The sequence below is a fragment of the Mycolicibacterium obuense genome, from assembly GCF_055397605.1.
The window spans coordinates 2564081-2588153 of record NZ_AP043663.1 but is presented as its reverse complement, the minus strand read 5'-3'; the positions used below and the strand labels follow the sequence as shown (position 1 = coordinate 2588153).

25 protein-coding genes and 1 tRNA gene are annotated in these 24073 nt (G+C 67.6%); 12 read left to right on the top strand and 14 right to left on the bottom strand.

What is annotated here, in order from left to right; translation table 11 throughout:
* Positions 1-58 precede the first annotated feature (58 nt).
* Together ACZ50N_RS12415 and ACZ50N_RS12410 are read left to right on the top strand one after the other, a co-directional pair.
* Complete coding sequence (locus ACZ50N_RS12415) at positions 59-736, top strand: MBL fold metallo-hydrolase (protein ID WP_464475484.1); 678 nt, start codon at positions 59-61, stop codon at positions 734-736.
* Between the two features lie 35 nt (positions 737-771).
* Entirely contained in the window at positions 772-1656 is an 885-nt protein-coding gene (locus ACZ50N_RS12410) for a fructose bisphosphate aldolase (RefSeq protein WP_046366429.1), read from the top strand.
* 63 nt (positions 1657-1719) lie between these two features.
* Here ACZ50N_RS12410 and ACZ50N_RS12405 read toward each other — a convergent pair whose 3' ends face one another.
* The 8 genes from ACZ50N_RS12405 to uvrB form a co-directional block, all read right to left on the bottom strand.
* Positions 1720-2163 (bottom strand): universal stress protein, encoded by a 444-nt coding sequence (locus tag ACZ50N_RS12405; RefSeq protein WP_464475483.1) that lies wholly within the window; start codon positions 2161-2163, stop codon positions 1720-1722.
* Between the two features lie 181 nt (positions 2164-2344).
* Positions 2345-3178, bottom strand: coding sequence for a hypothetical protein (locus tag ACZ50N_RS12400; protein WP_464475482.1), 834 nt, complete (start codon positions 3176-3178; stop codon positions 2345-2347).
* Between the two features lie 147 nt (positions 3179-3325).
* Entirely contained in the window at positions 3326-4003 is a 678-nt protein-coding gene (locus ACZ50N_RS12395; RefSeq protein WP_464475481.1) for a cutinase family protein, read from the bottom strand.
* Positions 4004-4169: 166 nt separating this feature from the next.
* The gene (locus tag ACZ50N_RS12390) at positions 4170-4490 is read right to left on the bottom strand and encodes a DMT family transporter (RefSeq protein ID WP_201778393.1); all 321 of its coding nucleotides are present in this window, start codon (positions 4488-4490) and stop codon (positions 4170-4172) included.
* Positions 4490-4846: a DMT family transporter gene (locus tag ACZ50N_RS12385; protein ID WP_464475480.1), complete on the bottom strand. Its 357-nt coding sequence runs from the start codon at positions 4844-4846 to the stop codon at positions 4490-4492. The genes ACZ50N_RS12390 and ACZ50N_RS12385 overlap by 1 nt, the downstream gene beginning before the upstream one ends.
* Before the next feature lie 31 nt (positions 4847-4877).
* Positions 4878-4948 (bottom strand) — tRNA-Cys (locus tag ACZ50N_RS12380).
* Positions 4949-4996: 48 nt separating this feature from the next.
* Complete coding sequence (locus tag ACZ50N_RS12375; protein ID WP_464475479.1) at positions 4997-6430, bottom strand: MFS transporter; 1434 nt, start codon at positions 6428-6430, stop codon at positions 4997-4999.
* Positions 6431-6469: 39 nt separating this feature from the next.
* Positions 6470-8632: an excinuclease ABC subunit UvrB gene (uvrB, locus tag ACZ50N_RS12370; protein ID WP_046363867.1), complete on the bottom strand. Its 2163-nt coding sequence runs from the start codon at positions 8630-8632 to the stop codon at positions 6470-6472.
* Positions 8633-8727: 95 nt separating this feature from the next.
* Between uvrB and ACZ50N_RS12365 the strand changes: the two genes are divergently transcribed.
* Genes ACZ50N_RS12365 through ACZ50N_RS12355 form a run of 3 tightly spaced genes read left to right on the top strand, consistent with a single transcriptional unit; the run spans position 8728 to position 10611 of the window.
* On the top strand, positions 8728-9234 hold the full coding sequence (locus ACZ50N_RS12365; RefSeq protein WP_464475627.1) for a ribonuclease FAU-1 family protein: 507 nt from the start codon (positions 8728-8730) through the stop codon (positions 9232-9234).
* Positions 9235-9243: 9 nt separating this feature from the next.
* Positions 9244-9789 carry an Rv2576c family protein gene (locus ACZ50N_RS12360; protein ID WP_464475478.1) on the top strand — a complete coding sequence of 182 codons (546 nt, stop codon included), beginning with the start codon at positions 9244-9246 and terminating at the stop codon, positions 9787-9789.
* Positions 9790-9849: 60 nt separating this feature from the next.
* Positions 9850-10611 (top strand): MerR family transcriptional regulator, encoded by a 762-nt coding sequence (locus ACZ50N_RS12355; protein WP_464475626.1) that lies wholly within the window; start codon positions 9850-9852, stop codon positions 10609-10611.
* Here ACZ50N_RS12355 and coaE read toward each other — a convergent pair.
* Together coaE and rpsA are read right to left on the bottom strand one after the other, a co-directional pair.
* Positions 10605-11810, bottom strand: coding sequence for a dephospho-CoA kinase (gene coaE, locus ACZ50N_RS12350; protein ID WP_046363865.1), 1206 nt, complete (start codon positions 11808-11810; stop codon positions 10605-10607). The two genes, ACZ50N_RS12355 and coaE, sit on opposite strands and share 7 nt — an antisense overlap.
* An 84-nt stretch (positions 11811-11894) precedes the next feature.
* Positions 11895-13346, bottom strand: a complete 1452-nt coding sequence (rpsA, locus tag ACZ50N_RS12345) for a 30S ribosomal protein S1 (protein WP_046363854.1) — start codon at positions 13344-13346, stop codon at positions 11895-11897.
* A gap of 151 nt (positions 13347-13497) precedes the next feature.
* Here rpsA and ACZ50N_RS12340 point away from each other — a divergent pair, with 151 nt between their 5' ends.
* Positions 13498-14607 (top strand): PrsW family intramembrane metalloprotease, encoded by a 1110-nt coding sequence (locus ACZ50N_RS12340; protein ID WP_464475477.1) that lies wholly within the window; start codon positions 13498-13500, stop codon positions 14605-14607.
* 27 nt (positions 14608-14634) lie between these two features.
* Positions 14635-15267, top strand: coding sequence for a trimeric intracellular cation channel family protein (locus tag ACZ50N_RS12335; RefSeq protein WP_046363852.1), 633 nt, complete (start codon positions 14635-14637; stop codon positions 15265-15267).
* 3 nt (positions 15268-15270) lie between these two features.
* On the opposite strand, the gene ACZ50N_RS12330 is transcribed toward ACZ50N_RS12335, so the two are convergent.
* Entirely contained in the window at positions 15271-16077 is an 807-nt protein-coding gene (locus ACZ50N_RS12330) for an acyl-CoA thioesterase (protein WP_048424252.1), read from the bottom strand.
* A 58-nt stretch (positions 16078-16135) separates the two neighbouring features.
* Positions 16136-18859 carry a DNA polymerase I gene (gene polA, locus ACZ50N_RS12325; protein ID WP_464475476.1) on the bottom strand — a complete coding sequence of 908 codons (2724 nt, stop codon included), beginning with the start codon at positions 18857-18859 and terminating at the stop codon, positions 16136-16138.
* A 121-nt stretch (positions 18860-18980) separates the two neighbouring features.
* Here polA and ACZ50N_RS12320 point away from each other — a divergent pair, with 121 nt between their 5' ends.
* Positions 18981-19778: an alpha/beta hydrolase gene (locus ACZ50N_RS12320; RefSeq protein ID WP_464475475.1), complete on the top strand. Its 798-nt coding sequence runs from the start codon at positions 18981-18983 to the stop codon at positions 19776-19778.
* Positions 19775-20359 carry a TetR/AcrR family transcriptional regulator gene (locus ACZ50N_RS12315; protein ID WP_464475474.1) on the top strand — a complete coding sequence of 195 codons (585 nt, stop codon included), beginning with the start codon at positions 19775-19777 and terminating at the stop codon, positions 20357-20359. Before ACZ50N_RS12320 ends, ACZ50N_RS12315 begins: the two co-directional genes overlap by 4 nt.
* On the opposite strand, the gene ACZ50N_RS12310 is transcribed toward ACZ50N_RS12315, so the two are convergent.
* Positions 20337-21224, bottom strand: a complete 888-nt coding sequence (locus ACZ50N_RS12310; protein WP_464475473.1) for a LysR family transcriptional regulator — start codon at positions 21222-21224, stop codon at positions 20337-20339. The genes ACZ50N_RS12315 and ACZ50N_RS12310 overlap by 23 nt on opposite strands.
* Positions 21225-21294: 70 nt before the next feature.
* Here ACZ50N_RS12310 and ACZ50N_RS12305 point away from each other — a divergent pair, with 70 nt between their 5' ends.
* From ACZ50N_RS12305 to ACZ50N_RS12295, 3 genes are all read left to right on the top strand, one after another.
* On the top strand, positions 21295-21963 hold the full coding sequence (locus ACZ50N_RS12305) for an alpha/beta fold hydrolase (RefSeq protein ID WP_464475472.1): 669 nt from the start codon (positions 21295-21297) through the stop codon (positions 21961-21963).
* Positions 21964-22025: 62 nt separating this feature from the next.
* Entirely contained in the window at positions 22026-22460 is a 435-nt protein-coding gene (locus ACZ50N_RS12300; RefSeq protein WP_046363846.1) for a Zn-ribbon domain-containing OB-fold protein, read from the top strand.
* Positions 22457-23656 carry a lipid-transfer protein gene (locus tag ACZ50N_RS12295; protein ID WP_046363845.1) on the top strand — a complete coding sequence of 400 codons (1200 nt, stop codon included), beginning with the start codon at positions 22457-22459 and terminating at the stop codon, positions 23654-23656. The genes ACZ50N_RS12300 and ACZ50N_RS12295 overlap by 4 nt, the downstream gene beginning before the upstream one ends.
* A gap of 103 nt (positions 23657-23759) precedes the next feature.
* Here ACZ50N_RS12295 and ACZ50N_RS12290 read toward each other — a convergent pair whose 3' ends face one another.
* Positions 23760-23933: a hypothetical protein gene (locus ACZ50N_RS12290; RefSeq protein WP_157850947.1), complete on the bottom strand. Its 174-nt coding sequence runs from the start codon at positions 23931-23933 to the stop codon at positions 23760-23762.
* Between the last annotated feature and the right edge of the window lie 140 nt (positions 23934-24073).

The window sequence follows — 24073 nt, the reverse complement described above, 5'->3', positions numbered from 1 at the left end:
CGACAGGTTTCACCCGCGGTGGCGGCGCAGGTCGCGCGGCGAAGTAACGTGGGTCACCATGACCGTCGTCGACGACAACTACACCGGCCACGTCGAACCGCACACAGCGGCGCGGCGCACTCTGCCCGGCGCGTTCATCGTCAAAGCCTCGGTGGGTCCCATGGACAACAACGCCTACCTGGTGACCTGTTCCCGCACCGGCGCGACGCTACTCATCGACGCCGCGAACGATGCGGAGATCCTGCGCAGCCTCATCGCCGACCACGCGCCGAAGCTGTCCCTGATCGTCACCACCCACCAGCATCAGGACCACTGGATGGCGCTCGAGGAGGTGGCCGGCGCCACCGGCGCGCCGACCGCAGCGCACCGACTCGACGCCGATCCGCTGCCGGTCACACCGCAGCGACTGCTCGCCGACGGGGACCGCCTCGACATCGGCGACCTGCATTTCGACGTCATCCATCTGCGTGGCCACACGCCCGGCTCGGTGGCGCTGGCGCTGCGCGGCGCCGACGGAAACGACCGGGTGCACCTTTTCACCGGGGACTGCCTGTTCCCCGGTGGCGTCGGCAAGACCTGGAAGGACGGGGATTTCGAGCAACTGCTGGGTGATGTGTCCAGCCGGGTGTTCGACGTCTTCGCAGATTCGACCGTCGTGTATCCAGGGCACGGCGACGACACCACCCTCGGAACCGAGCGGCCACACCTGGACGAGTGGCGCGACCGCGGTTGGTGACCGCGGGAGGTGCCGAGAATCATCAGGAAGGGAACATGAACACCGAACAATTCAGCAAGGTGCAGCGTGGCGCCGGCTTCATCGCGGCCCTCGACCAGAGCGGCGGCAGCACGCCCAAGGCGCTGAAGCTGTACGGCATCGACGAGGACGCCTACTCGGGCGACGCGCAGATGTTCGATCTCGTGCACGAGATGCGGACCCGCATCATCACCAGCCCGAGCTTCGACGGCGACCGGATCCTGGGCGCGATCCTGTTCGAGGACACGATGGATCGTGACGTCGACGGCCGGCCCACGGCCGACTACCTGTGGAACGTCAAGAAGGTCGTGCCGTTCCTCAAGGTGGACAAGGGCCTGGCCGACGAGCAGGACGGCGCGCAGGTGATGAAGCCGATCCCCGGGCTGGACGATCTGCTCAGCCGTGCCCGCGACAAGGGCGTCTTCGGGACCAAGATGCGGTCGGTCATCAAGGCTCCCGGCGCCGGCCTGCAGGCGGTCGTCGATCAGCAGTTCGAGATCGGCAAGCAGATCCTCGCTGCCGGCCTGGTGCCGATCATCGAACCCGAGGTCGACATCCACAGCCCGCAGAAAGCCGAGGCCGAGGATCAGCTGAAGGCCGCGCTGCTCGCCGCGTTGGACGCCCTCGATGAGGGGCAGTCCGTGATGCTGAAGCTGACGCTGCCCACTACCGACGACCTGTACCGCGAACTCGTCGACCACCCGAAGGTGGTCCGGGTGGTCGCGCTGTCCGGCGGTTACGACCGCGACCAGGCGTGCGACAAGCTGGCCGCCAACCACGGCGTGATCGCGAGCTTCTCGCGCGCGCTGACCGAGGGTCTGACAGCACAGCAGAGCGACGAGGAGTTCAACGCGACTCTGGACGCCGCGATCACCGCGATCGCCAAGGCTTCTGCGACCTGACCTCACCGACGACGAGAAAACCCTGGGTCGGTTCGCCGACCCAGGGTTTTTTGTGGTCAGGTGTCAGGACGTGTGCACGATGAGCACGTCCGACTTCGCCCGGCGCGCGACGTTCGCGGGCACCGAACCCAGCAGCCGACCGGCGATGGTGCTGAGCCCGACGTTTCCGACGACGAGCAGGTCGGCGCCCACCTCCTCGACGAGGTCGACGAGGGCATCCACCGGAGCGCCGATGACGGCCTTCTCCTCGATGTTCTCGGCGCCGGCGGCCTTGGCACGGTCGCGGGCCTCACGCAGGATCGCGTAGATCGGGGCGTTGCCGGACATCTTGTAGCCCTCGTCCTTGAGCAGGTCCGCCGCACGCTGATCCTCGCCCTGCGGGAAGTAGGCCGTCGAGACGATCAGCTTGGCGCCCGCTCCGGCGGCGATCTGACCGGCACGTTCCACCGCACGCAACGACGAGTCCGAACCGTCCGTGCCGACCACCACGGTTTGGTAGGCGCTCATTCATATCCTCCCGATGTGAGTTGCTGCTCTGCCATTCCCAGGCCAATCGTGACAGTAACCCGGTATCCGGCGAACACGGGTGCGAATCACGACACCCGCACGCCATTTGCCCTGGATCGACGTGATTGCACGCTGGCAACGTCACCTTATTGCGTACGACGTGACCCGTCCGACACGGCGGTCACCAGGCGGTGCCCTCACACATCAGGTCTCGCGGGATCGGCAGGCCGCCGGGAAGCGCGGGAAGCGGGGCGGCCGCGTCTGCCGACGGTGACACCACCGGCACGACCGGCGCACCAGCGGGAGCGGTTGCGGGCACGACCGGGACGGCGGGACCCGGCAGCGGTGCTGCGACGTCTGCGGCGTGCACCACGGGAGCGGCTTCGGGGGCTGCGGCCAGATCAGCCATGGGAGTGCCCGCACCGTCTGCGGCAGGCATCGGCGCCGAGTCCACCGAAGCGGCCTGCGCGACAGGTGGTTCCGCGGGTATCGACGGCGGTATCGGCGGCGGCGCCACCGGCGCGTCGGGCACTGCCGCACTGGCGGGGACGACGGGTGCCACCGGAGCGGCGGGTGGCGCCACTGGCGCCCCTGGCGGCACGTCAGCCACGGCAACCGGCACCGGCGGCGCTGCCGGGGGCACGACCGGCACCACAGGTACTGCGGGCGCGGCCGGTGGCGCGGGTACTGCGGCGGACAAATCAACCGGTGCGGCCATCAACGGCGGCGCGTCGACGGGAGCGAGCACGGGACCGGGTGGGGCCGCCGCGGAGAGCCCGTGGGCGGTCTCGAGGGCCGGCGCATCGGGAACCTGTTGAGGTACAAAACTGTTGAGCGCCGTAGCGGCACTCTCGATGACGTCGGGAACCGGTGGCGGATCGGCAGCCAGATCGTGCAAAAGATCCATGCACGGCACCCCGGGGCTCGGCTCGGCCGACGCGCCTGCGATCGAGTGCAGCGACAGCAGCGCGGCAATTGCGACAGCACACGCGACACGACCAACGTTGCCTGGCATGACTCCCTGCACTCTCCGTCGATCCCCCGCCGACGAAAAATCTAGCGCGTTGCCCCGCAGCCGGTTGAGCTGGTTATCGAATAGATATCCATCGGTGATCTGTCGCTGTGGGATTACGGAACATGGTGCAGCGCAGGCAGTTTGACGTCAGCTTGCGAGACCGGTCACCCGCCGGGCGGCGAACGTGGCGGCCTCTTCGATCATTCCGTTCCACACGTAGGAATAGTGAGCGAACATGTCGAACCCCTTGGAGCAGTAGGGATCGTTCGTCGCACACAGGTCGATGGCCCTGCTGCCGTAGAGCGGGCTGATCGTGGTCAGCGGTCCGAGATTGGCGTAGTCCCGCGAGGGGTTGCCGAAGACGGCGATCGCCGCGACGTGGTTGACCATCGCGTCGGGCAGCGGCGAGGGCGTGAAGAACCACAACTTGCGCTTGCCGATGGTGATGAGGTCGATCACCCCTGCGCCCTGGGAGATTCCGCCGAGCACGATCTTGGTCGTCGGACACATGCCGGCGATGTACTGAACGTGTTTGTTGGCGTCGACCGCTCCCTCGGAGGTCGATTTCGAGAAGTCCCAGCTGGCCGAGTAGTCGACCGCGTAGGCCTCGATCTTCTTGGTGCTCAACTTCTTCTGCAACGCTTTGACGAACAGCGTGCCCACTGGACCGAAGCCCGGTTTGTCGCTGGTGCCCCGAGCGAACACCACCTCGACGTCGGGGCAGGAGGCCGCCACTGCGATCGGCGCGCGAACGGTCATCGCGCACAGCGCCAGCGCGCTGGTGACCGCGATGCCGAGCGCACGAGCTGCCTGGCGAGTGCTCACGCGAACACCGTGGCACAGTTTCAGCAAACGTTGCCACACCGGCGACTCAATGGTGATCGTTGCGTTGCCGAACTGTGTTGCGGCGACGGTACAAAGCACTGCGACGTGCCGTTATTCGCCCACGACCCTTTCGCTCAACGGATAACCGTTGACGCGTGCGTCGATGTCAGTGGGCGGCGCCGAGCTCGACCAGTAGTACGCCAGCCACGATCAAACCCATCCCCGCGAGCATCGTGGGCGTGAGCGGCTCGCGGAAGAGGACGCGCGATGCGGCGGCGGTCAGGGCGACTCCCGCAGCGGCCCAGATGCCATAGGCGATGCCGAGCGGCATGCCGTGCTGCAGCGATGCCGAGAGCAGGGTGAACGCGATGACGTAGCCGATGATCACCACGACGTAGAAGAGGTGACGGCCGCCGGCGGCGACCCGCAAGGCCAGGGTGCCGGTGACCTCTGATCCGATGGCCGCCAGCAGCAGGACGTAGTGCATCAGGGCGCCCCGGCAGCGGCGTCGTCTGCGGTGTCATCGGCGCGGTGAGAGCCCATCTCGACCAGCAACACGCCGCCGATGATGAAGACCATGCCGATACCCATCACGACGGTGAACGCTTCACCGAAGACGATCGACGACAGGATCGCGGTGAGCGCCACGCCGATCGCACCCCAGATGCCATAGGCCACACCGAGGCCCATGCCCCGTTTGAGCACGAGCGCCAGGAACACGAACGAGGCGAGGTAGCCGCCGACCACGACGATGTACAGCGCAGGTGTGGTGACGGCGGCCTTCAGCGACAACGTCGCGGCGACCTCACTGACGATGGCGCAGAGCAGGAGAAGCCACGTCATGAGGACTCAAGGTACCCGGATACTTCATGCGAGCGGATGACGGGATTCGAACCCGTGTAAACGGCTTTGCAGGCCGGTGCCTAGCCACTCAGCCACACCCGCACTGCCCGTCACTCTGCCTGCCCGCTCGGCGCAGGCCCAGGCTTGCGCTCACCGTGATCCTGGACCGGGCACGGGCCGGCCGCTGCGCGCCGCGGAGACGGCGGCCGCTGCCGCCAGCACCGCGAACACGCCGAACAGCCAGTGCGCGGCCGTCGCATCGCCGCGATCGGCGACGTTGACCACGACCCCGGCCAGCGCGGCTCCGAACGCCCCGCAGATCACCTGCACGGTGTTGATGGCTGCTGCGGCCGCAGGCCCCTCGGCAGGATCACGCACCTTGCCCATCGCCCACGCCGACAGGTGCGGCCACGCCATGCCGATCCCCGACCCGGTGATCACCAGTGCCAGCGCCCACGCCGCGACGAACCACGCCGACGCGTCCTGCCGCTGCGTCACCGCACCGATCGCCAAGCCTGTCGCCATCACCAGCGGGGCCACCGCCACCACTCGCACGACGACGGCGGGCCTGCTCAGCGACGCGCTGGTGATCTCCCCCACCGTCCATCCCACAGCCAGGCCCGCGCCGAGAAAACCCGCCGCCAGCGGGGCGAGATGGCCGAGCCGCTGCGCGAACAGCGGCACGTACATGTCCACCATCGTCGCGGCCATCAGCATGCCGAGCGTGAGGTAGACCCACTTCAACGGTCCAGGGGCGAACGCACTCGGTGGCAACACCGCGGCGCGGGCTCGACGGTCGACGACTACGAACACCGGGATCAACACCAGACCCGCGGCCACCAAACCCGCCGTGGCCCGCACGTCATGCGGGACCCCGGCCGCCGACACCAGCAGCGCGGCCGTGCCGAGCAGCAGCAGCGAGCGGATCGGGATGCCGACCCGCGCCGGTGGTGTCGCGTCGGCGGCGCGGCCGGGTAGCGCCACCGGCACCAGCAGCGACATCGCCGTCGTCATCACCACGAGCAGCCCGAAAGCCCAACGCCACGAACCGAACTGGGCGAACAAGCCGCCGGTCGCCGGCCCGACCAGAGTGCCGACACCCCACATCGCGGACACCAGGGCCGAGGCTTTGGTCCACAACCTGCTGGGTAGAGCGGTGTTGATGACGGCATACCCCAGTCCGGCCAGCATGCCGCCGGCCGCACCCTGCACCGTCCGGCCGACGAGCAGCAGCTCCATCGTGGGCGCCGCGGCGCACGCGAGGCTGCCGACCCCGAACATGCTGAGCCCGAACAGGTATGAGCGCCGCGGACCCCACCGCGTGAGGACGGAATGCACGGTGGTGGCAGCGACCACCGACCCGACCAGGTACACCGTGGTGACCCACGCGTAGAGCCGCTGCCCGCCGATGTCGGCGACCGCGCTGGGCATCAGGCTGATCGTGAGGAACTCGTTGGTCGCATACAGCGCCACGCCGCCGGCGAGCACGGTCGATGCACCCAGGTAGCGCGGGCCCAGCAGGTCGCGCCACGTTCCGGTATTCGGCTGCTCCACTGCAACCCCGTCAGCGTCGATGTCAGTCACGCCGTCGACCGTAGGACCTCAACCGCGGTTCAGATCAAGCTATTTCAGGCCCGCCGCGTCCATACCCCGCAGTTCCTTCTTGAGGTCCTGGATCTCGTCGCGGATCCGCGCGGCCAACTCGAACTGCAGATCGCGCGCCGCGGCCATCATCTGCGCCGTCAAATCCTTGATCAGATCGGCCAATTCGGCCCGCGGCATATTGCTGGTGTCGCGACCCTCGATGACGCCGGCGCTGACCGCCCGGCCGGGTTCCCCCTGCGCGCGCCGGCCGCGCGAGGCGTTGCGGCCCGAGCCGCCCACCTCCACCGCCGCGTCCGTGTCGTCGGCCTCCCGGTACACCTGGTCGAGAATGTCGGCGATCTTCTTGCGCAGCGGCTGCGGATCGATCCCGTGTTCGGTGTTGTAGGCGATCTGCTTGGCCCGACGGCGATCGGTCTCGTCGATCGCCTCCTTCATCGAGTCGGTGATCTTGTCGGCGTACATGTGCACCTCGCCGGAGACGTTGCGCGCCGCACGGCCGATGGTCTGGATCAAGCTGCGGGGCGAGCGCAGGAAGCCTTCCTTGTCCGCGTCGAGGATCGCCACCAGTGACACCTCGGGAAGGTCCAGGCCCTCTCGCAGCAAGTTGATGCCGATGAGCACGTCGTACTCCCCCAGCCGCAGCTGCCGCAGCAGCTCGACACGACGCAAGGTGTCGACCTCCGAGTGCAGGTACCGCACCCGGATGCCCATCTCCAGCAGGTAGTCGGTGAGATCCTCCGCCATCTTCTTCGTCAGGGTGGTGACCAGCACCCGCTCGTCGCGCTCGGTGCGCAGACGGATCTCCCCGATCAGGTCGTCGATCTGCCCCTTCGTCGGCTTGACGATCACCTGCGGGTCGATCAGACCGGTCGGCCGGATCACTTGCTCGACGAACTCACCACCGGTCTGGCTGAGCTCGTACGGCCCGGGTGTGGCCGACAGATACACCGTCTGACCGATGCGGTCGGCGAACTCCTCCCAGGTCAAGGGTCGGTTGTCGACGGCCGACGGCAACCGGAAGCCGAACTCGACCAGGTTGCGCTTGCGGGACATGTCGCCCTCGTACATGCCGCCGATCTGCGGCACCGTCACGTGGGACTCGTCGATGACGAGCAGGAAGTCCTCCGGGAAGTAATCGATGAGTGTCGCGGGCGCCGAGCCGGCGGGCCGGCCGTCGATGTGGCGCGAGTAATTCTCGATACCCGAACAGAATCCGACCTGACGCATCATCTCGACGTCGTAGTTGGTGCGCATCCGCAACCGCTGCGCCTCGAGCAGTTTGCCCTGCCCCTCCAGTTCCGCCAGCCGAGCCTCGAGTTCGGCCTCGATCGTGGAGATCGCCTGCGCCATCCGTTCGGGCCCGGCGACGTAGTGGGTGGCCGGGAAGATCCGCAGCGAGTCGACCTGCCGGATGATGTCGCCGGTCAGCGGGTGCAGGTAGTACAGCGCCTCGACCTCGTCACCGAAGAACTCGATACGCACCGCGAGCTCCTCGTACGACGGGATGATCTCCACGGTGTCGCCGCGCACGCGGAACGTCCCGCGGGTGAACGACATGTCGTTCCGGGTGTACTGCACGTCGACGAGCAGCCGCAGCAGCCCGTCGCGTGGCACCTCGTCGCCGACCTTCAACTCCACCGAACGGTCCATGTACGACTGCGGGGTGCCGAGGCCGTAGATGCACGACACCGACGCCACCACCACCACGTCGCGTCGGGAGAGCAGGCTCGACGTCGCCGAATGCCGCAGCCGCTCGACGTCGTCGTTGATCGAGCTGTCCTTCTCGATGTAGGTGTCGGTCTGCGCGATGTACGCCTCGGGCTGGTAGTAGTCGTAGTACGAGACGAAGTACTCGACGGCGTTGTGCGGCAACATCTCCCGCAGTTCGTTGGCCAACTGGGCGGCCAGTGTCTTGTTCGGCGCCATCACCAGCGTGGGCCGCTGCAGACGCTCGATGAGCCACGCGGTGGTCGCCGACTTACCGGTACCCGTCGCGCCGAGCAGGACAACGTCGCGTTCCCCGCCGCGGATGCGCTGCTCGAGCGCCTCGATCGCCGCCGGCTGGTCACCGGCGGGCTGATACTCGCTGACCACCTCGAACCGGCCGCCCGCCCGCACCACCTGATCGACAGGGCGGTACTCCGAATGAGCGAGCACCGGGTGTTCAGTCGCGAAAGCCATGTTCACCAGGGTAGAACCCGGCACCGACAAGTTCTCTTCCCCGCCGATTCCCACCCGACCCGTGCGCTGCCTATCCTGTGCCTATCCATACCGGCATCCATCCACCCAAACGCGAGACCTTCGAACTCGTCGCCCGGACGAACACCGATCCGAAAGGCGTCGTGCGGGACGTCGACGTCTACGACCTGCACCCCTGGGGGCTGTACATGGCCAGGCCCGCCCCGGGTCGGGCCCAGTTCGGCTACCTCGAGTCCTGGTTGCTGCCGGCGCTGGACCTGCGGGTGACCGTCTTCCATTTCCATCCCGGCCACGAGCGGGACCAGGATTTCTACCTCGACGTCGGTGTCTACACGCCCGGCCCGCAGTTCTGGATCGGCGAAGACCACTACCTCGACCTGGTGTTACGCACCGGCCGCGGCGTCGACGTCACCGACGTCGACGAACTCGTCGCAGCGCTCGGCGACGGCCTCCTCGACCCCGGCGACGCCGAGCGTGCCATCCACACCGCGGTGCAGACCGTGGAGGCGCTCGCCCGGCACGGCTACGACCTGGACCGGTGGCTGGCAACCATCGGCATCACGCTGACGTGGCGCGGAGCATAGACTCCCGATGTGAGTTCGAGCAGACGGACGCAGAGCGCCCGCACGATCGCGGCCGCCGCGATCATCGCGGCGGGTGCGCTCACAGTCCCAGCCGGCGGAGCCATCGCCGTAGCCGATCCTGCTGCCCCCGGCGCGGAGCCGCCCGCACCGCCGGTCCAGCACAACGTGATCTACCGTGCGCGCGCAGACGGCACCTCGCGCGGCGCGGTGGTCGCCTACAAGCAGGACGATCAGAACGTCAACAGCGCGCAACCGACGATGCTGCCAGGGCAGACGTTCGAGGTGGACACCGTGCTGACCGACCCGAAGCTGGCCGGGATGCAGATCTCGATCCAGTGGCCCTACGGCTCGAACCTGCACTGCGAGATCCTGGTCGACGACCAGATCGTGGCGCAGGCCGATCAGTTCATCGCGCCGCGGTTCTTCCGCGTCAAGGACGATCCGCTCTACGGCACGTTGCAGTGCGGCGCCCCGCTGGACATCCCGGTCGGTGGCGAGCCCGCACCGCCCGCTGACCCCGCCGCGGCCGCGGACCCCGCGCCACCGCCTGCCTGAGGACTTGACCCTCACGGACCGTGAGGCACCAACCTGGTCGACGTGACGCAGGAGATGGGTGTGGAAGAACTCACCGTCGGTGAGGTCGCGCAGCGGTTCGGCATCACGGTCCGGACGCTGCACCACTATGACGACATCGGGTTGCTGACCCCGGGGCGCCGGAATTCGTCGGGATATCGGGTGTACACCGCCGAGGATCTGACGCGGTTGTCCCAGATCATCGTCTACCGCCGGCTCGAGCTGCCCCTCGACGAGATCGCGCAGCTCCTGGCCGACGGCGACAACGTCAGCCACCTGATCCGTCAACGCGAACGCGTCATGTCCCGGCTCGAGGAGACGAGAGATCTCCTCGAGGCCATCGATCAGGCATTGGAGAAAGCAATGGCGAACACCCCCATGACCGACGACGACATGCGCGAGCTGTTCGGGGAGGGCTTCGACGACTACCAGGCCGAGGCCGAGCAGAAGTTCGGCGAGTCCGAGGAGTGGAAGGAGTCCCAGCGCAGGACGAAGTCCTACGGCAAGGAGGACTGGATCCGGATCAAAGCCGAGGGCGAGGCGGTCGAGAAGGCCCTCTCCGAGGCCTTTCGCGCCGGGCTTCCCGCCGACTCCGACCCGGCGATGCGCGCTGCCGAGCAGCATCGGCGCCACGTGAACCGGTGGTTCTACGAGTGCCCGCCGGCCATGCACCGCACCTTGGGCGACATGTACGTCAGCGACCCGCGTTACGTGGCGCGATACGACGACTCATTCGAGCTGCCGGGCTTCGCGGCGTACTGCCGAGACGCGATCCATGCGAATGCGGCTCGAGCCGGTCACTGAGGCGGTTGCCAGCCCGTCGCATCGGCCCACGCCCACGCTCGGCGGTACGCGTCGGCGAACCACGGCTCCTTGGCGTCCGCGTAATCACCGGTGGTGGCATGGCCCTCGGCGGCTACGCGGCGTTTGAGCTCTAGGTAATCGGCGCGCGCCGCCGGCTCGGCTGTCAGCCAGTCGACGAACAGCAGCGCGAACCGCTGGTTGGGCCACCCGTCGACCCGGACATGCACGTTGGTCGGACGGCCGGGGTCGGCCGAGCAGTAGAGCCGCTTGCCCCACTGGCCGTCGACGCCGGGCTTCGCGGTGTCCTTGGCGATGTCCTTCGCGACGTCCTCGGTGATCTCCGTGCGGACGTACCCGGCGCCCAACAGCGCATCGGCGAGGTCGTCGGCAACGTCCAGAGACGCGACGGTGACCTGTACGTCGATGACGTCTTTGGCGTCGAGTCCAGGTACCGCCGTCGAACCGATGTGGTCCACCCGTGAGGCGTGATGCCCGCAGGCGGTGCGCAGCCTGGCGAGAATCCGTTCGGCCTGAGCGGGCCACTCGGGATCGGGCGGAACCAACCGTGGCTCAGTGGGGGCCGGCCGGCCCGCGCGCAGATTGTCCGCAAACGGCTCGATGCGGTCGTTCCACAGAGTTCGCGCAGCGGCCTTCAGTTGGTCGGCGGTGCCGGCATTGTCGAGCCAGACATCGGCGACGGCTCGCCGGTCGGCCTCTGTGGCCTGCGCCGCGATGCGTGCCCGCGCGTCGTCTTCGGTGAACCCGCGGTGTTCGATCAGCCGCTTCACCCGGACCTCTTCGTCGGCGTGAACGATGATGACCAGGGGAAAGAAGGGCGCCATGTGGGATTCGACCAGCAGCGGGATGTCCTCGATGATCACCGCGTCGTCGGCCGCGGCGGCGATCAGCTCCGAACGTCGTTGTCCGACAAGCGGATGCACGATTCCGTTCAGCGTCTTGCGCTTCTCTTCATCGCTGAACGCGATCGCGGCCAGCGCGGGCCTGTTCAACGTTCCGTCCTCGGCGAGGATGCCCTCCCCGAACGCCTCGACCAGCTTCGCGAGCCCCTCGGTACCAGGCTCGACGACCTCCCGGGCGATGACGTCGCCGTCGACGACGATGCCGCCGAGTTCGTCGAATGTCGCCGACACCGTCGACTTGCCCGCCCCGATTCCTCCGGTCAACCCGATACGCAGCACGCCCCACAGTCTGTCAGGACGACTGCCACGCAAACGACGAAGGCCCCGACTCTTGCGAGCCGGGGCCTTCGATCGTGAACTGACTTACGCGTTGCCTGCGAGCTTCTCACGCAGCGCGGCGAGCTGGGCATCGCTGGCGAGCGAGCCCCCGGTCGACTCCTCCGAGCGACCGTTCGACGACGATGACGATGTCGTCGGACGCGCCGCCTCTTCGGCCTCGGCCGCGGCGAACTTCTCCATCTGCGCGGTGTGCATCTTGTACCGACGCTCGGCCTCGGCGTACCGGGCCTCCCACTCGTCCCGCTGCTTCTCGAAGCCTTCGAGCCATTCGTTGGTCTCGGCGTCGAAGCCCTCGGGGAAGATGTAGTTGCCCTGGTCGTCGTAGCTGTCGGCCATGCCGTACTTCCAGGCCTCGAACTCTTCGCTGTTGTAGTCCTCGTTGGCCTGCTTGAGGCTCAGCGAGATGCGGCGACGCTCCAGGTCGATGTCGATGACCTTGACCATCGCGTCGTCGCCGACCTGGACCACCTGGTCCGGCACCTCGACGTGACGCTCGGACAGCTCGGAGATGTGCACCAGACCCTCGATGCCCTCTTCGACCCGGACGAACGCACCGAACGGCACCAGCTTGGTGACCTTGCCGGGCACGATCTGACCGATCGCGTGGGTGCGGGCGAAGTGGCGCCACGGATCTTCCTGAGTCGCCTTGAGCGACAAGGAAACCCGCTCGCGGTCCATGTCGACGTCGAGCACCTCGACGGTGACCTCGTCGCCCACCTGCACCACCTCGGACGGGTGATCGATGTGCTTCCAGGACAGCTCGGAGACGTGCACCAGACCGTCGACGCCGCCGAGATCGACGAACGCGCCGAAGTTGACGATCGAGGAGACGACACCCTTGCGGATGGCGCCCTTGGTGAGCTGGTTGAGGAACTCGCTGCGCACCTCGGACTGGGTCTGCTCCAGCCAGGCGCGGCGGCTGAGCACCACGTTGTTGCGGTTCTTGTCGAGCTCGATGATCTTGGCCTCGATCTCCTTGCCGATGTACGGCTGCAGATCGCGGACTCGACGCATCTCGACCAGCGACGCGGGCAGGAAGCCGCGCAGGCCGATGTCGAGGATCAGGCCGCCCTTGACGACCTCGATGACGGTGCCCTTGACGGCCTCGTCCTTCTCCTTGAGCTCTTCGATGGTGCCCCAGGCGCGCTCGTACTGGGCGCGCTTCTTGGACAGGATGAGGCGGCCTTCTTTGTCCTCTTTGGTGAGGACCAGCGCTTCGACCTCGTCGCCGACGGACACAACCTCATTGGGGTCGACGTCGTGCTTGATCGAGAGTTCGCGAGAAGGGATGACGCCTTCGGTCTTGTAGCCGATGTCGAGCAGGACCTCGTCGCGGTCCACCTTGACGATGGTCCCTTCGACGATGTCGCCATCGTTGAAGTATTTGATGGTCTTGTCGATGGCGGCGAGGAAATCCTCCGCGGAGCCGATGTCGTTGAGGGCTACTTGCGGAGACGTGACGGAGGGACTTGGCATGTGGTGGGTTGCTCCGGACAGGTTCAATCGTAGGGACAGTGAGTGTTTTGTTGATCGCACCCGCGAATAGAACGCACAGGTACCTGTCAAGGCTACTCGACGGGGCACACGCAGGACAAACCCACCCCCAGCGGCCGCTACTGTGCTCAGCGTGACACGTGTTCGCCGGGTCGGCGCACCTCTGGGTCTGCTCATCGCACTCGGCACCGTCGCCGGGCTGATCGTGATCGTGCTCACCGCCATCAATCCGGTCGGGACGTCCATCGGTTTCGTGCTCTCCAGCATCGCGATGACCGTGGTGGTGCTGTCCTACCTGTGGTTGGACCGCTGGGAGCCGGAGCCACCCCGGCTGCTGCTGTTCGCGTTCCTCTGGGGCACATCGGCGGCGGTCGTCATCTCAGCGGTCCTGCAGATCGTGCTCGAGGCCTGGGTACACCCCGCAGGCTCCAGCGACATCAGTCCGTTCACCCTGGTGGTGGGTGCGCCGGTGACCGAAGAAGCCGCCAAGGGCGTGTTCCTGCTGCTGATGATGACGGGCGTCCGGCGCCACGAGCTGAACTCGCTGACCGACTGCCTGGTGTATGCGGGCCTCGTCGGCGCCGGGTTCGCGTGGCTGGAGGACATCCTCTACATCGCGAACGGTGAGTCGGTGGCCGAGTCGCTGGTGACCGCGGCCCTGCGCCTGATCATGTCGCCGTTCGCACACTCCCTGTTCACCACGATGACGGCCATCGGGGTCTGGTACGCGCTGCATCGCCGCTCGGCCGCCGGCAAGGCAGGAGCTCTGCTGCTCGGGTACGCGGCGGCGGTGCTGCTGCACGGGATGTGGAACGGTTCGTCGCTGCTCGGGGCGGGCGCCTACTTCGCGGTCTACGCGCTGTGGATGGTGCCGGTGTTCGCGCTGGCGATCACGCTGGCCGTGCGCAGCCGCCGCCGCGAACAGGTCGTGGTGGCGGGCAAGCTCCCCGGAATGGTGGCCGCCGGATTGATCAGCCCGAACGAGGCGACCTGGCTGGGGTCGCTGAAGACCCGGAAGCTGGCCGTCGACACGGCGCACCGCTTCGGCGGAAAACCGGCGGCGGCCTCGGTGCGGCACTTCGCCCACCGCGTCATCGAGCTGGCGTTCGTGCGCGACCGGATCGATCGGGGCTTCGGCGATCAACGCGTCACGGCCCTGCTCCACGAGGAGACCTACGCGCTGTACGCGGCACGCGCCACCTCACCGGCGTTACAGCACATGGCCGGCTTCCGGGCGTACTGACGGCCCGCGGGCCGCCATACTCGGCTGGTGATCCAGCACATCCTCAACTACCTCGGCATCGCGGCCGCCGCGGCATCCGGTGCCGTCCTCGGGGTCCGCAAGGGGTTCGACGTGTTCGGGATCGCGGCGATGGCGGTGCTGACCGGCGTCGGCGGCGGAGTGTTGCGTGACGTCCTGCTCGACATCGATCCCCCGCAGTCCCTGCAGCGCTGGCCCGATGTCACCGTCTGCCTGGCCGCGGCCGCCCTGGCCACGCTGTTCGCGCGCACGGTCATCAGGCTTCATCATCCGGTCGCGATGCTCGACGCCGTCGGGATGGGGTTCTTCGCCACCTCGGGTGCCGCGCTGGCCGTCGACCACGGCGCCAGCTGGTTCGCCGCGGCGCTGCTCGGCATGGTGTCGGCCTTGGCCGGCACCATCATTCGCGATGTCACGGCCCGCGACGTGCCCGTCGTGATGGGTCCCGACGACATGTACGCCGTCCCGGCGATGCTGGGCTCGGTGATCTATGTCGTCATCGACTACTACGGCCCGCAGTGGATCGGCGTTGCCGTCGGCACACTGGTGGCGACGCTGCTCCGGCTGGCGGCGATCACCTTCCACTGGCGGCTGCCGACCGGTCCCCGCGAGCTGATCGTGCGCGGCAATCCGCCGTCGTAGTCGCTATGTCTTGAAGTAGACGATCTGATGCGTGGTGGCCAGCAGGGTGCCCGAACGACTCCAGATCTCTGCGGACTGATCGAAATAGCCACCGGAGAATCGGTTTGCCGATGCGCAGCCGAGTACGAAATCGTCTCCTGCCGAGGCGAGTTCGAGGGCGGTGGCGTGAAAGTAGGTGGTCAGCGAGATCGTGCCGGCCGGCGTGGGCGCGCCGAGGCGCAAGTAGATCCGCGGATAGAAGATGTCGCTGGCGGCAGTGAGCGAGGCGTAATCGAGAGGGCGTCCCAGTCGATCGCGGGCCCACAGCATCGTGGTCGACGAGTCTGACGGTCCCGCACCCTTGCTGGGAGCCGCGCCGTCGATGAAGCGCATGTCGTAGTTGCGGGCCCACGCGATCACCGGCGGCAGCCCCCGCTCCTCCACCTCCTCGGGCGCGGGAACGTGAGGCATGCGCTTCTCGGTATCCGACCACGTATCGCGCCGTAGGCCGAACACCGCGGTCGCCGTCGTCGTGACGGTCCCGTCTTGGACCATGTCGACGAACCAATGCTGGTTTGTCCTGTTGGTGCGCATGGGACGCGCGGTGACGTCGAACTCGCCGTCGGCAATGGGTGCCGCGAAGTTGACGGTGAGCGACAGGGGCGCACCGGTGCGCTCCGGATGCATGTCGATCGCGCGCAGCATCAGAGCCGCGGTCATGCCGCCGAACGGGCCGACCATGTTGGCCCACGCGGCAGTGGTCTTCCCGCGCAGCACGCCGGCTTCCACCGGTTCGAGTCGAATCGACTCATCGAACGAATGCTCGGCCACGTCTTAGCCTCCTGCTCATACCCACCACATTATGTAGGTGTGCATATATAGCAGACGTTCAGTGCGCCGCGGCGTCCCAGCTGCGGCCGTACCCCACCGACACCTCCAGCGGGACGTCGAGCGCATAGGCGCCGCCCATGTGTTCGCGCACCAGCGTTTCCAACGCGTCCCGTTCGCCGTCGGCGACCTCGAAGAGAAGCTCGTCGTGCACCTGGAGCAGCATGCGGGAGGTCAAGCCGGCGTCGGAGATCGCGCGGTCCACGTTGATCATCGCGACCTTGATGATGTCGGCGGCGCTGCCCTGGATCGGCGCGTTCAGCGCCGCCCGCTCCGCGGCCTCGCGCACATTGCGGTTACCGCTGTCGAGTTCGGGCAGGTAGCGCCTGCGACCGAACACCGTCGAGGTGTAGCCGTCCTTGCGCGCCTGGTCGACGACGTCACGCAGGTAGTCGCGGATACCGCCGAAGCGGGCGAAGTACTGATCCATCTGGACCTTCGCCTCCTCGGTGGAGATCTTGAGCTGCGCGGACAGCCCGTATGCGCTCAACCCGTAGGCCAGGCCGTACGACATCGCCTTGACCCTGCGTCGCAGTTCCGCCGTCACCTCGTCGATCGGGACGTCGAACGCCCGGGACGCCACGAACGAGTGCAGGTCCTCGCCCGTGTTGAACGCCTCGATGAGGCCCTCGTCGCGGGACAGGTGCGCCATGATGCGCATCTCGATCTGGCTGTAGTCGGCGGTCATCAGTTCGCTGTAGCCCGTGCCCACCACTGACCCGCCGACAACGAAGGCGTCGCGGATCCGGCGGCCCGCCTCCGTGCGGATCGGGATGTTCTGCAGGTTGGGCTCGGTCGAGGACAACCGGCCGGTGGCCGCGATCGTCTGGTTGAACGTCGTGTGGATCCGGCCATCGCCGGCCACCGAGTTCAGCAACCCGTCCACGGTGACCTTCAGGCGCGTGGCGTCCCGATGGGCCAGCAGATGCTGCAGGAACGGGTGGCCGGTCTTGTCGAAAAGGCCCTGCAGCGCGTCGGCGTCGGTGGTGTAGCCGGTCTTGGTGCGCTTGGTCTTCGGCATCTCCAGCTCGTCGAACAGCACCACCTGTAGCTGCTTGGGTGAGCCGAGGTTGATCTGCTTGCCGATCACCGCGTAGGCGGCTTCCGCGGCGTCGCGGATCTGGCCGGCGAATTCGCTCTGCAGTTCGGTGAGCATGTCCAGATCGACGGCGATGCCCGCGGTTTCCAGATCGGCGAGCACCCGTAGGACGGGCAGCTCCATGCTGCCCAACAGTGCCGAGGAGTCGATGCGGGCCAGCTCCTCATCGAGGGCGTCGGCGAGATCCTTCACCGCATTGGCCCGCAGCAGCAGCGTCTGCACCGCTTGATCGTCGACGCCATCGCTGTCGTCGAGCAGCGAAAGTTGTTGCTGCTCAGCATTGTCGGCGCGGAGTTCGCGCTTGAGATACCGCAGCGAGAGATCGTCGAGGGTGAAGCTGCGCTGACCGGGCCGCACCAGGTAGGCCGCCAGCGCGGTGTCGGACGTGACACCGGCGAGCGTCCACCCCCGGCCCTGCAGATCGTGGATCGCGAGCTTGGCCTCGTGCAATGCCTTCGGCTGGGAGGGGTCGGCGAGCCAGGACGCCAACGCGGGCTCGTCCTCGGGACTGAGCGAGGTCGTGTCGATGTAGCGGCCGTCGCCGTCCGGCGCGACCAGCGCGAGCGCGGTCGCGTCGCTGTCGAACGCCAGGTGATTGCCGACCACTGCGATGCCGAAGCGGCCGCCGTCGGCGTGCTGGGCGAGCCAGGCCGCCAACGTGCCGGGCGCCAGGGCTTCGCCACGCACCTCGAAGCCCTCGTCCACTTCCGGGTCGGCCGAGGCCAGCGTGTCGAACAGCCGGTCGCGCAGCACCCGGAACTCGAGGTCGTCGAACAGGCGGTGGATCTGGTCGCGGTTCCACGGCTGCATCCGCAGCGTGTCCGGAGTCTGGGCCAGCGGGACGTCCTTGACCAGATCGGTCAGCTCGCGGTTGAGGATGACGCTGGACAGGTGCGCGCGCAGCGCGTCACCGACCTTGCCCTTCACCTTGTCGGCGTTGTCGACGAGGGACTGCAGCGTTCCGTACTCCGAGATCCACTTGGTCGCGGTCTTCTCCCCCACGCCCGGAATGCCCGGCAGGTTGTCGCTCGGGTCGCCCCGCAGGGCTGCGAAATCGGGGTACTGCGCGGGTGTCAGCCCGTACTTCTCGACGACCGCCTCGGGGGTGAACCGCGTCAGCTCGCTGACCCCCTTGCGCGGATAGAGCACCGTGACGTCGTCGCTGACCAACTGCAGCGAGTCGCGATCGCCGGTGACCACGAGCACCCGGTAGCCCTCGTTCTCGGCTTGCGTGGCCAGCGTCGCGATGATGTCGTCGGCCTCGAATCCCGCCTCGGCCAGCACCGTGATGCCCAGCGCCCCGAGTACCTCTTTGGTGATGTCGATCTGTCCGCGGAATTCGTCCGGGGTGGCCGACCGGCCTTCCTTGTACTCCGGGTACTTCTCCTTGCGGAACGTCTGGCGGGACACGTCGAACGCGGCGGCGACGTGGCTGGGCTGTTCGTCGCGCAGCAGGTTGATCAGCATCGCGGTGAAGCCGTACACCGCGTTCGTGGTGAGCCCGCCCTGGGTCTTGAAGTTCTCGGCGGGCAGGGCGTAGAACGCGCGGAAGGCCAGCGAGTTGCCGTCCAGCAGCATCAGGGTCTGTTTCTGATCGGTCGCCGGTGCGGTCTTGGCTGGGCTCACGGCCTTCACTCTAGGCATCCCGACCGACACGGCGACCGGCGGGAATGAACGCGAGGTCGACGCGGTTACAGCGGATGTCCTTCTTATGTAACATCGTTCTATAACGGTCAGGAGCACCGCCATGACGAACATCGTCTTCATCCACGGCCTCTGGGTCGCCCACACCGCATGGCAACCCTGGATCGACTACGTCGCCGAGCACGGCCACCACGCCGTCGCCCCCGCCTGGCCCGGCGAGCTGCCGACGGTCGAGGAGACCCGGCAGAACCCCGCGGCACAGGCCGGCGTTGGCATCGACGAGTTGACCGCGCACTTCGCAGACGTCCTCGCCCAGTTCGACACCCCGCCGGTGGTGATCGGCCACTCCTTCGGCGGCCTGATCGCCCAGAAGCTGCTGGGCGAGAACAAGGCCGCGGCAGCCATCGCGATCGACCCCGCTCCGATCAAAGGCGTGACGGGACTGCCGCTCACGCAGCTGCGCTCGGCGTTCCCGGTGCTGGGCAATCCGCTCAATCGCGGGCGCGCCAAGGGCCTGACGCGGGCACAGTGGCGGTACGGCTTCGGTAACGCGGTGAGCCAGGAGGAATCCGACGCTCTGTGGGAGCAGTGGTCGATCCCGTCGCCGGGCAAGCCGCTGTTCGAGGCGGCCAGCGCCAATCTCCACCGCCACTCGCCCGCCGCAGTGGACACCGCCAATGCCACGCGCGGACCGCTGCTGATCACCGCCGGATCGGCCGATCACACCGTGCCGCGCTCGACCGCTGCGGCCGCCCACCGGCTATACCGCAGCGATGCCGTCACCGACTTGCACGAGTTCGAGGGTCGTGGCCACTCGCTGACCATCGACCACGGGTGGCGCGAGGTCGCCGACGACGCGCTGGCGTGGCTCGCGCGTCAGGGCATCGCCGAGGCGGCGTGACGGTGGCCCGGCGCCGCACCGCGAGTGAACAGGTCTCGGCCGCGCTGTTGAGCGCGGCCGAGACGGTCCTCGACCGCGGCGGTGCCGGTGCGGTGACGGTGCGGTCGGTCGCCCGAGAGGCCGGGGTCGCACCGATGGGCGTCTACAACCGATTCACCAACAAGGACGGTCTGCTTGCGGCACTCGCGCTCAGGGCGTTCGACGATCTCGCCGCAGCGATCGACGTGGGGTCCGACACCGGTAGCCCGGCAGACCGCCTACGCCGCGCCTGCCAGGGGTACCGCCGGTTCGCGCTCGCCCATCCCGCGCGCTATGCACTGATCTTCGCCACGGGATCACCCGCCGCAGACCCCGCCTCGCCCGTGACCACTCGGGGCCGCGAGGTGTTCACCATCCTGGTCGACATGGTCGCCGGGCTCGCTCTGCGCGCCGATCTCGACCCGGTGGACGCAGCCCAGGCGATGTGGAACGGCCAGCACGGCGCCGTCACTCTGGAACTCGCCGGGGTGAGTCAAACGTCAGATGCAGCAGCATCTTTCACCGAGACGATCGACGCGCTCATTCGCGGTCTGCAGACCTGAGGGAACGGCGCGCCATCGCGCAGAACGCTCGCGCAGCCGGGCCGATGGAGTCACGGCGCCACGCCCACACCAACCGTCCGCGCAGCGTCGGCGTCAGCCGCAGGGCATGCAGGCCGGCGTCCCCGCGAGCCATCGACCGGGGCAGGATCGCGACGCCCAGTCCGTGGCGGGCCAGGTCGGCCAGCTCCTGCGGATTGGTCGCCTCGAAGCCGATTCGGGGCCGCACGCCTGCCGCCGCACAGGCCTCGTCGAGGCGGGATCGCAACCCGGTGCCGACGGGCAACGAGATGAGCGGCAGTTGGCACAGCTCGGGCAGCGTCACCGTCGCGCGTCGCCGTAGCGGATGGTCGAGAGCCACTGCGGCCTCGATGATTTCGTCGGTGATCGAGACCCCGTCGAGCCCGTCGGGCATCACGTCGGCGGCAACTGACACGATCGCCAGGTCGAGCCGTCCATCGGCGAGCCCCACGAGCAGCTCATCGGAGTTGTCCGTGAGGAGGGTCAGCTCGACCTGTGGATGGTCACGGTGGAAATCGGCCATCAGAGCGGCGACGTCCACTGGATGCAGTGTCACCGTGCCGATCGCCACGGCGCCCCGAACGATGTCGGCCACCTCGTCGACGGCGTGCTGAGCGGCACGGACCGCGGCCAGCGCGGCCCTGGCGTGGGGCAGCAGTGCCGCGCCGGCTTCGGTCAGCCGCACCTCGCGACTGGACCGCGTGAGCAGCTGCTGGCCGACCATGCGCTCCAGGCGTCGGATCTGCGCGCTCACCGCGGGTTGCGCCACCCGTTCGCGCTGCGCAGCCCGGGTGAAGCTGCCCTCTTCCACGACGGCGACCAGATATTCGAGCTGACGCAGCTCCATAACGATCGATTATAGGAAAGAGAACAAAGATGTATTGGACTTATGGCCGAGCACGGTTCACCGTGGAGACATGACCACGTACATCCTCGTTCCCGGAATGTGCCACGGCGCATGGTGTTTCGATCAGCTGGCCACCTCGCTTCGCGCGGCCGGTCACCACGTTGTCGCCGTCACCCTCAGCGGCGTCGCCGAACGCGCCCACGTGCTACGCGGCGGGGTGAACCTCGACACCCACATCACCGATGTCGTCGCTGCCATCGGTCCCACCACCGACGGACTCGTCCTGGTCGGGCACAGCTACGGCGGGATGGTGATCGCCGGTGTCGCCGACCGCATCCCCGAGCGGGTGGACTCGCTGGTGTTCATCGATGCCGTGGTACCCCGAGACGGTGAATCCTGTTGGGATCTGGTCAACGACGACGAGCGGCGCTGGTATCTCGACGTCGACGAGAGCGGCTTCGGGGTGCCGCCGCTGCCGTTCTTCGACGCGCGAGCGACGTCGCACCCGCTGGCGTCGTTACTGCAGAAACTGAGGCTGTGCAGTGACCTCGACCGGCTCCGGCAGCGCACCTACGTCTATGCGCTCGACTGGCCCGGCGACTCCCCGATGCGCCTGTCCTACGACCGCGTCCGCGACGATCCGGCCTGGATCGCCCATGAACTCGACGGCAAACACAACCTGATGCGCGACAGACCCGACGAGCTGCTCGACATCCTGCTGGCGTCGAGCCCTCGATAGCCTTCGAGCACTTGAATTGGAACACGTTTCAGTTTTCCGCCGGGACTGGGTACGCTGACCGCGTGTCAGCTTCCACGCAACCCGCCGTCGACGGCTGGTTCGCCACCGATGGTTCTGGCGAGGCCTACCTCATCGGCGCCAAGTGCCATCAGTGCGGGACCTACGTCTTTCCCCCACGCGAGAACAACTGCCCCAATCCCGGCTGCGACGGCGACGACCTGGCCCAGGTGCCCCTGTCGCGGCGCGGCACGCTGTGGAGCTACACCGAGAACCGCTACGCACCACCGCCGCCGTACCCCTCGCCGGATCCCTTCGAGCCGTTCGCCGTCGCCGCGGTGGAACTGGCCGCCGAAGGACTGATCGTCCTGGGCAAGGTGGTCGAGGGCACGCTCGCCGCCGACCTGAAGGTCGGTATGGAGATGGAGTTGACCACGATGCCGCTCTACGTCGACGACGACGGGACCGAACGCATCGTGCACGCCTGGAGGATCGCATGAGTCCCGAACCGGTCTACATCCTCGGTGCCGGCATGCACCCGTGGGGCAAGTGGGGACGCGACTTCACCGAGTACGGCGTCGTCGCCGCGCGCGCGGCGTTGGCCGAGGCCGGATTGGACTGGAAGCAGATTCAGCTCGTCGCCGGTGCCGACACCATCCGCAACGGCTACCCCGGCTTCGTCGCCGGCGCGACGTTCGCCCAGAAGCTGGGCTGGAACGGCATTCCCGTCACCTCGAGCTACGCCGCCTGCGCCAGCGGGTCGCAGGCCCTGCAGAGCGCTCGCGCCCAGATCCTGGCCGGACTGTGCGACGTTGCGCTCGTGATCGGCGCCGACACCACGCCGAAGGGCTTCTTCGCTCCCGTCGGCGGCGAACGCAAGAACGACCCGGACTGGCAGCGATTCCACCTGATCGGCGCCACCAACACCGTGTACTTCGCGCTGCTCGCCCGGCGCCGGATGGATCTCTACGGCGCGACACTCGAGGACTTCGCGAACGTCAAGGTCAAGAACGCCCGCCACGGTCTGAACAACCCGAATGCGCGCTACCGCAAGGAAGCATCCGTCGAGGACGTGCTGGCCAGTCCAGTGGTGTCCGATCCGCTGCGGCTGCTCGACATCTGCGCCACCTCCGACGGTGCGGCCGCGGTGATCGTGGCCAGCAAGGCGTTCACCGAGAAGCACTTCGGTTCCGTCTCCGGTGTTCCCTCGGTACGCGCGGTGAGCCTGCAGTCGCCGCAGTATCCGCAGCATCTGCCCGAATTGCCCGACATCGCAACAGATTCCACCGCTGTCGTGCCGGGTCCCAAGCGAGTGTTCAAGGACCAGATCCTCGATGCCGCCTACACCGAGGCCGGGATCGGACCCGAGGACCTCAGCCTGGCCGAGGTCTACGACCTGTCCACTGCGCTGGAACTGGACTGGTACGAGCACCTCGGACTGTGCAAGAAGGGTGAGGCCGAGCAGCTGCTGCGCAGCGGCGCCACCACGATCGGCGGCCGCATCCCGGTCAACGCCTCCGGCGGGCTGGCGAGCTTCGGCGAAGCCATTCCCGCGCAGGCCATCGCTCAGGTCTGCGAGCTCACCTGGCAGCTCAAGGGGCAGGCCACCGGGCGCCAGGTGGAGGGTGCGACCGTGGGCATCACCGCCAATCAGGGCCTGTTCGGCCACGGCTCCTCGGTCGTCGTCGCCCGGTAGGGCTTCGTGCCGCGAGCGTGCGTGTCCGCGGCCAACACGCCGCACAGATTCGGGACATTCCGCACGCTCGTGCCGACGAGCGGGCAATCGACGGAAACGCCGATCAGTAGCCCGGGCGGCCGCTATAGGTCGGCGGGCTGGATGTCGTGGTGACCACAGTCGACTGGCTGGTCAGATCGTGGCCGGACGGCGCCTGACCCGGCGCGACAGTCAGGGCGACCGCGCCGACAACGGCCATGCCGGCGAGGCCACTCGCGGCGATGAGCTTGAGCATCATGAGTCCACTCCGTTTCCGGGCGCCTCAGCATCGACACCCCTACACAGGGATCACGACGGAGAGCGGTGCCGGGTTCATCGTCCCGGCGCTCGAAAGCAGCGAGTGTGCGTGAACTCGCGAATCCGCCCGGCGTGGTGCCC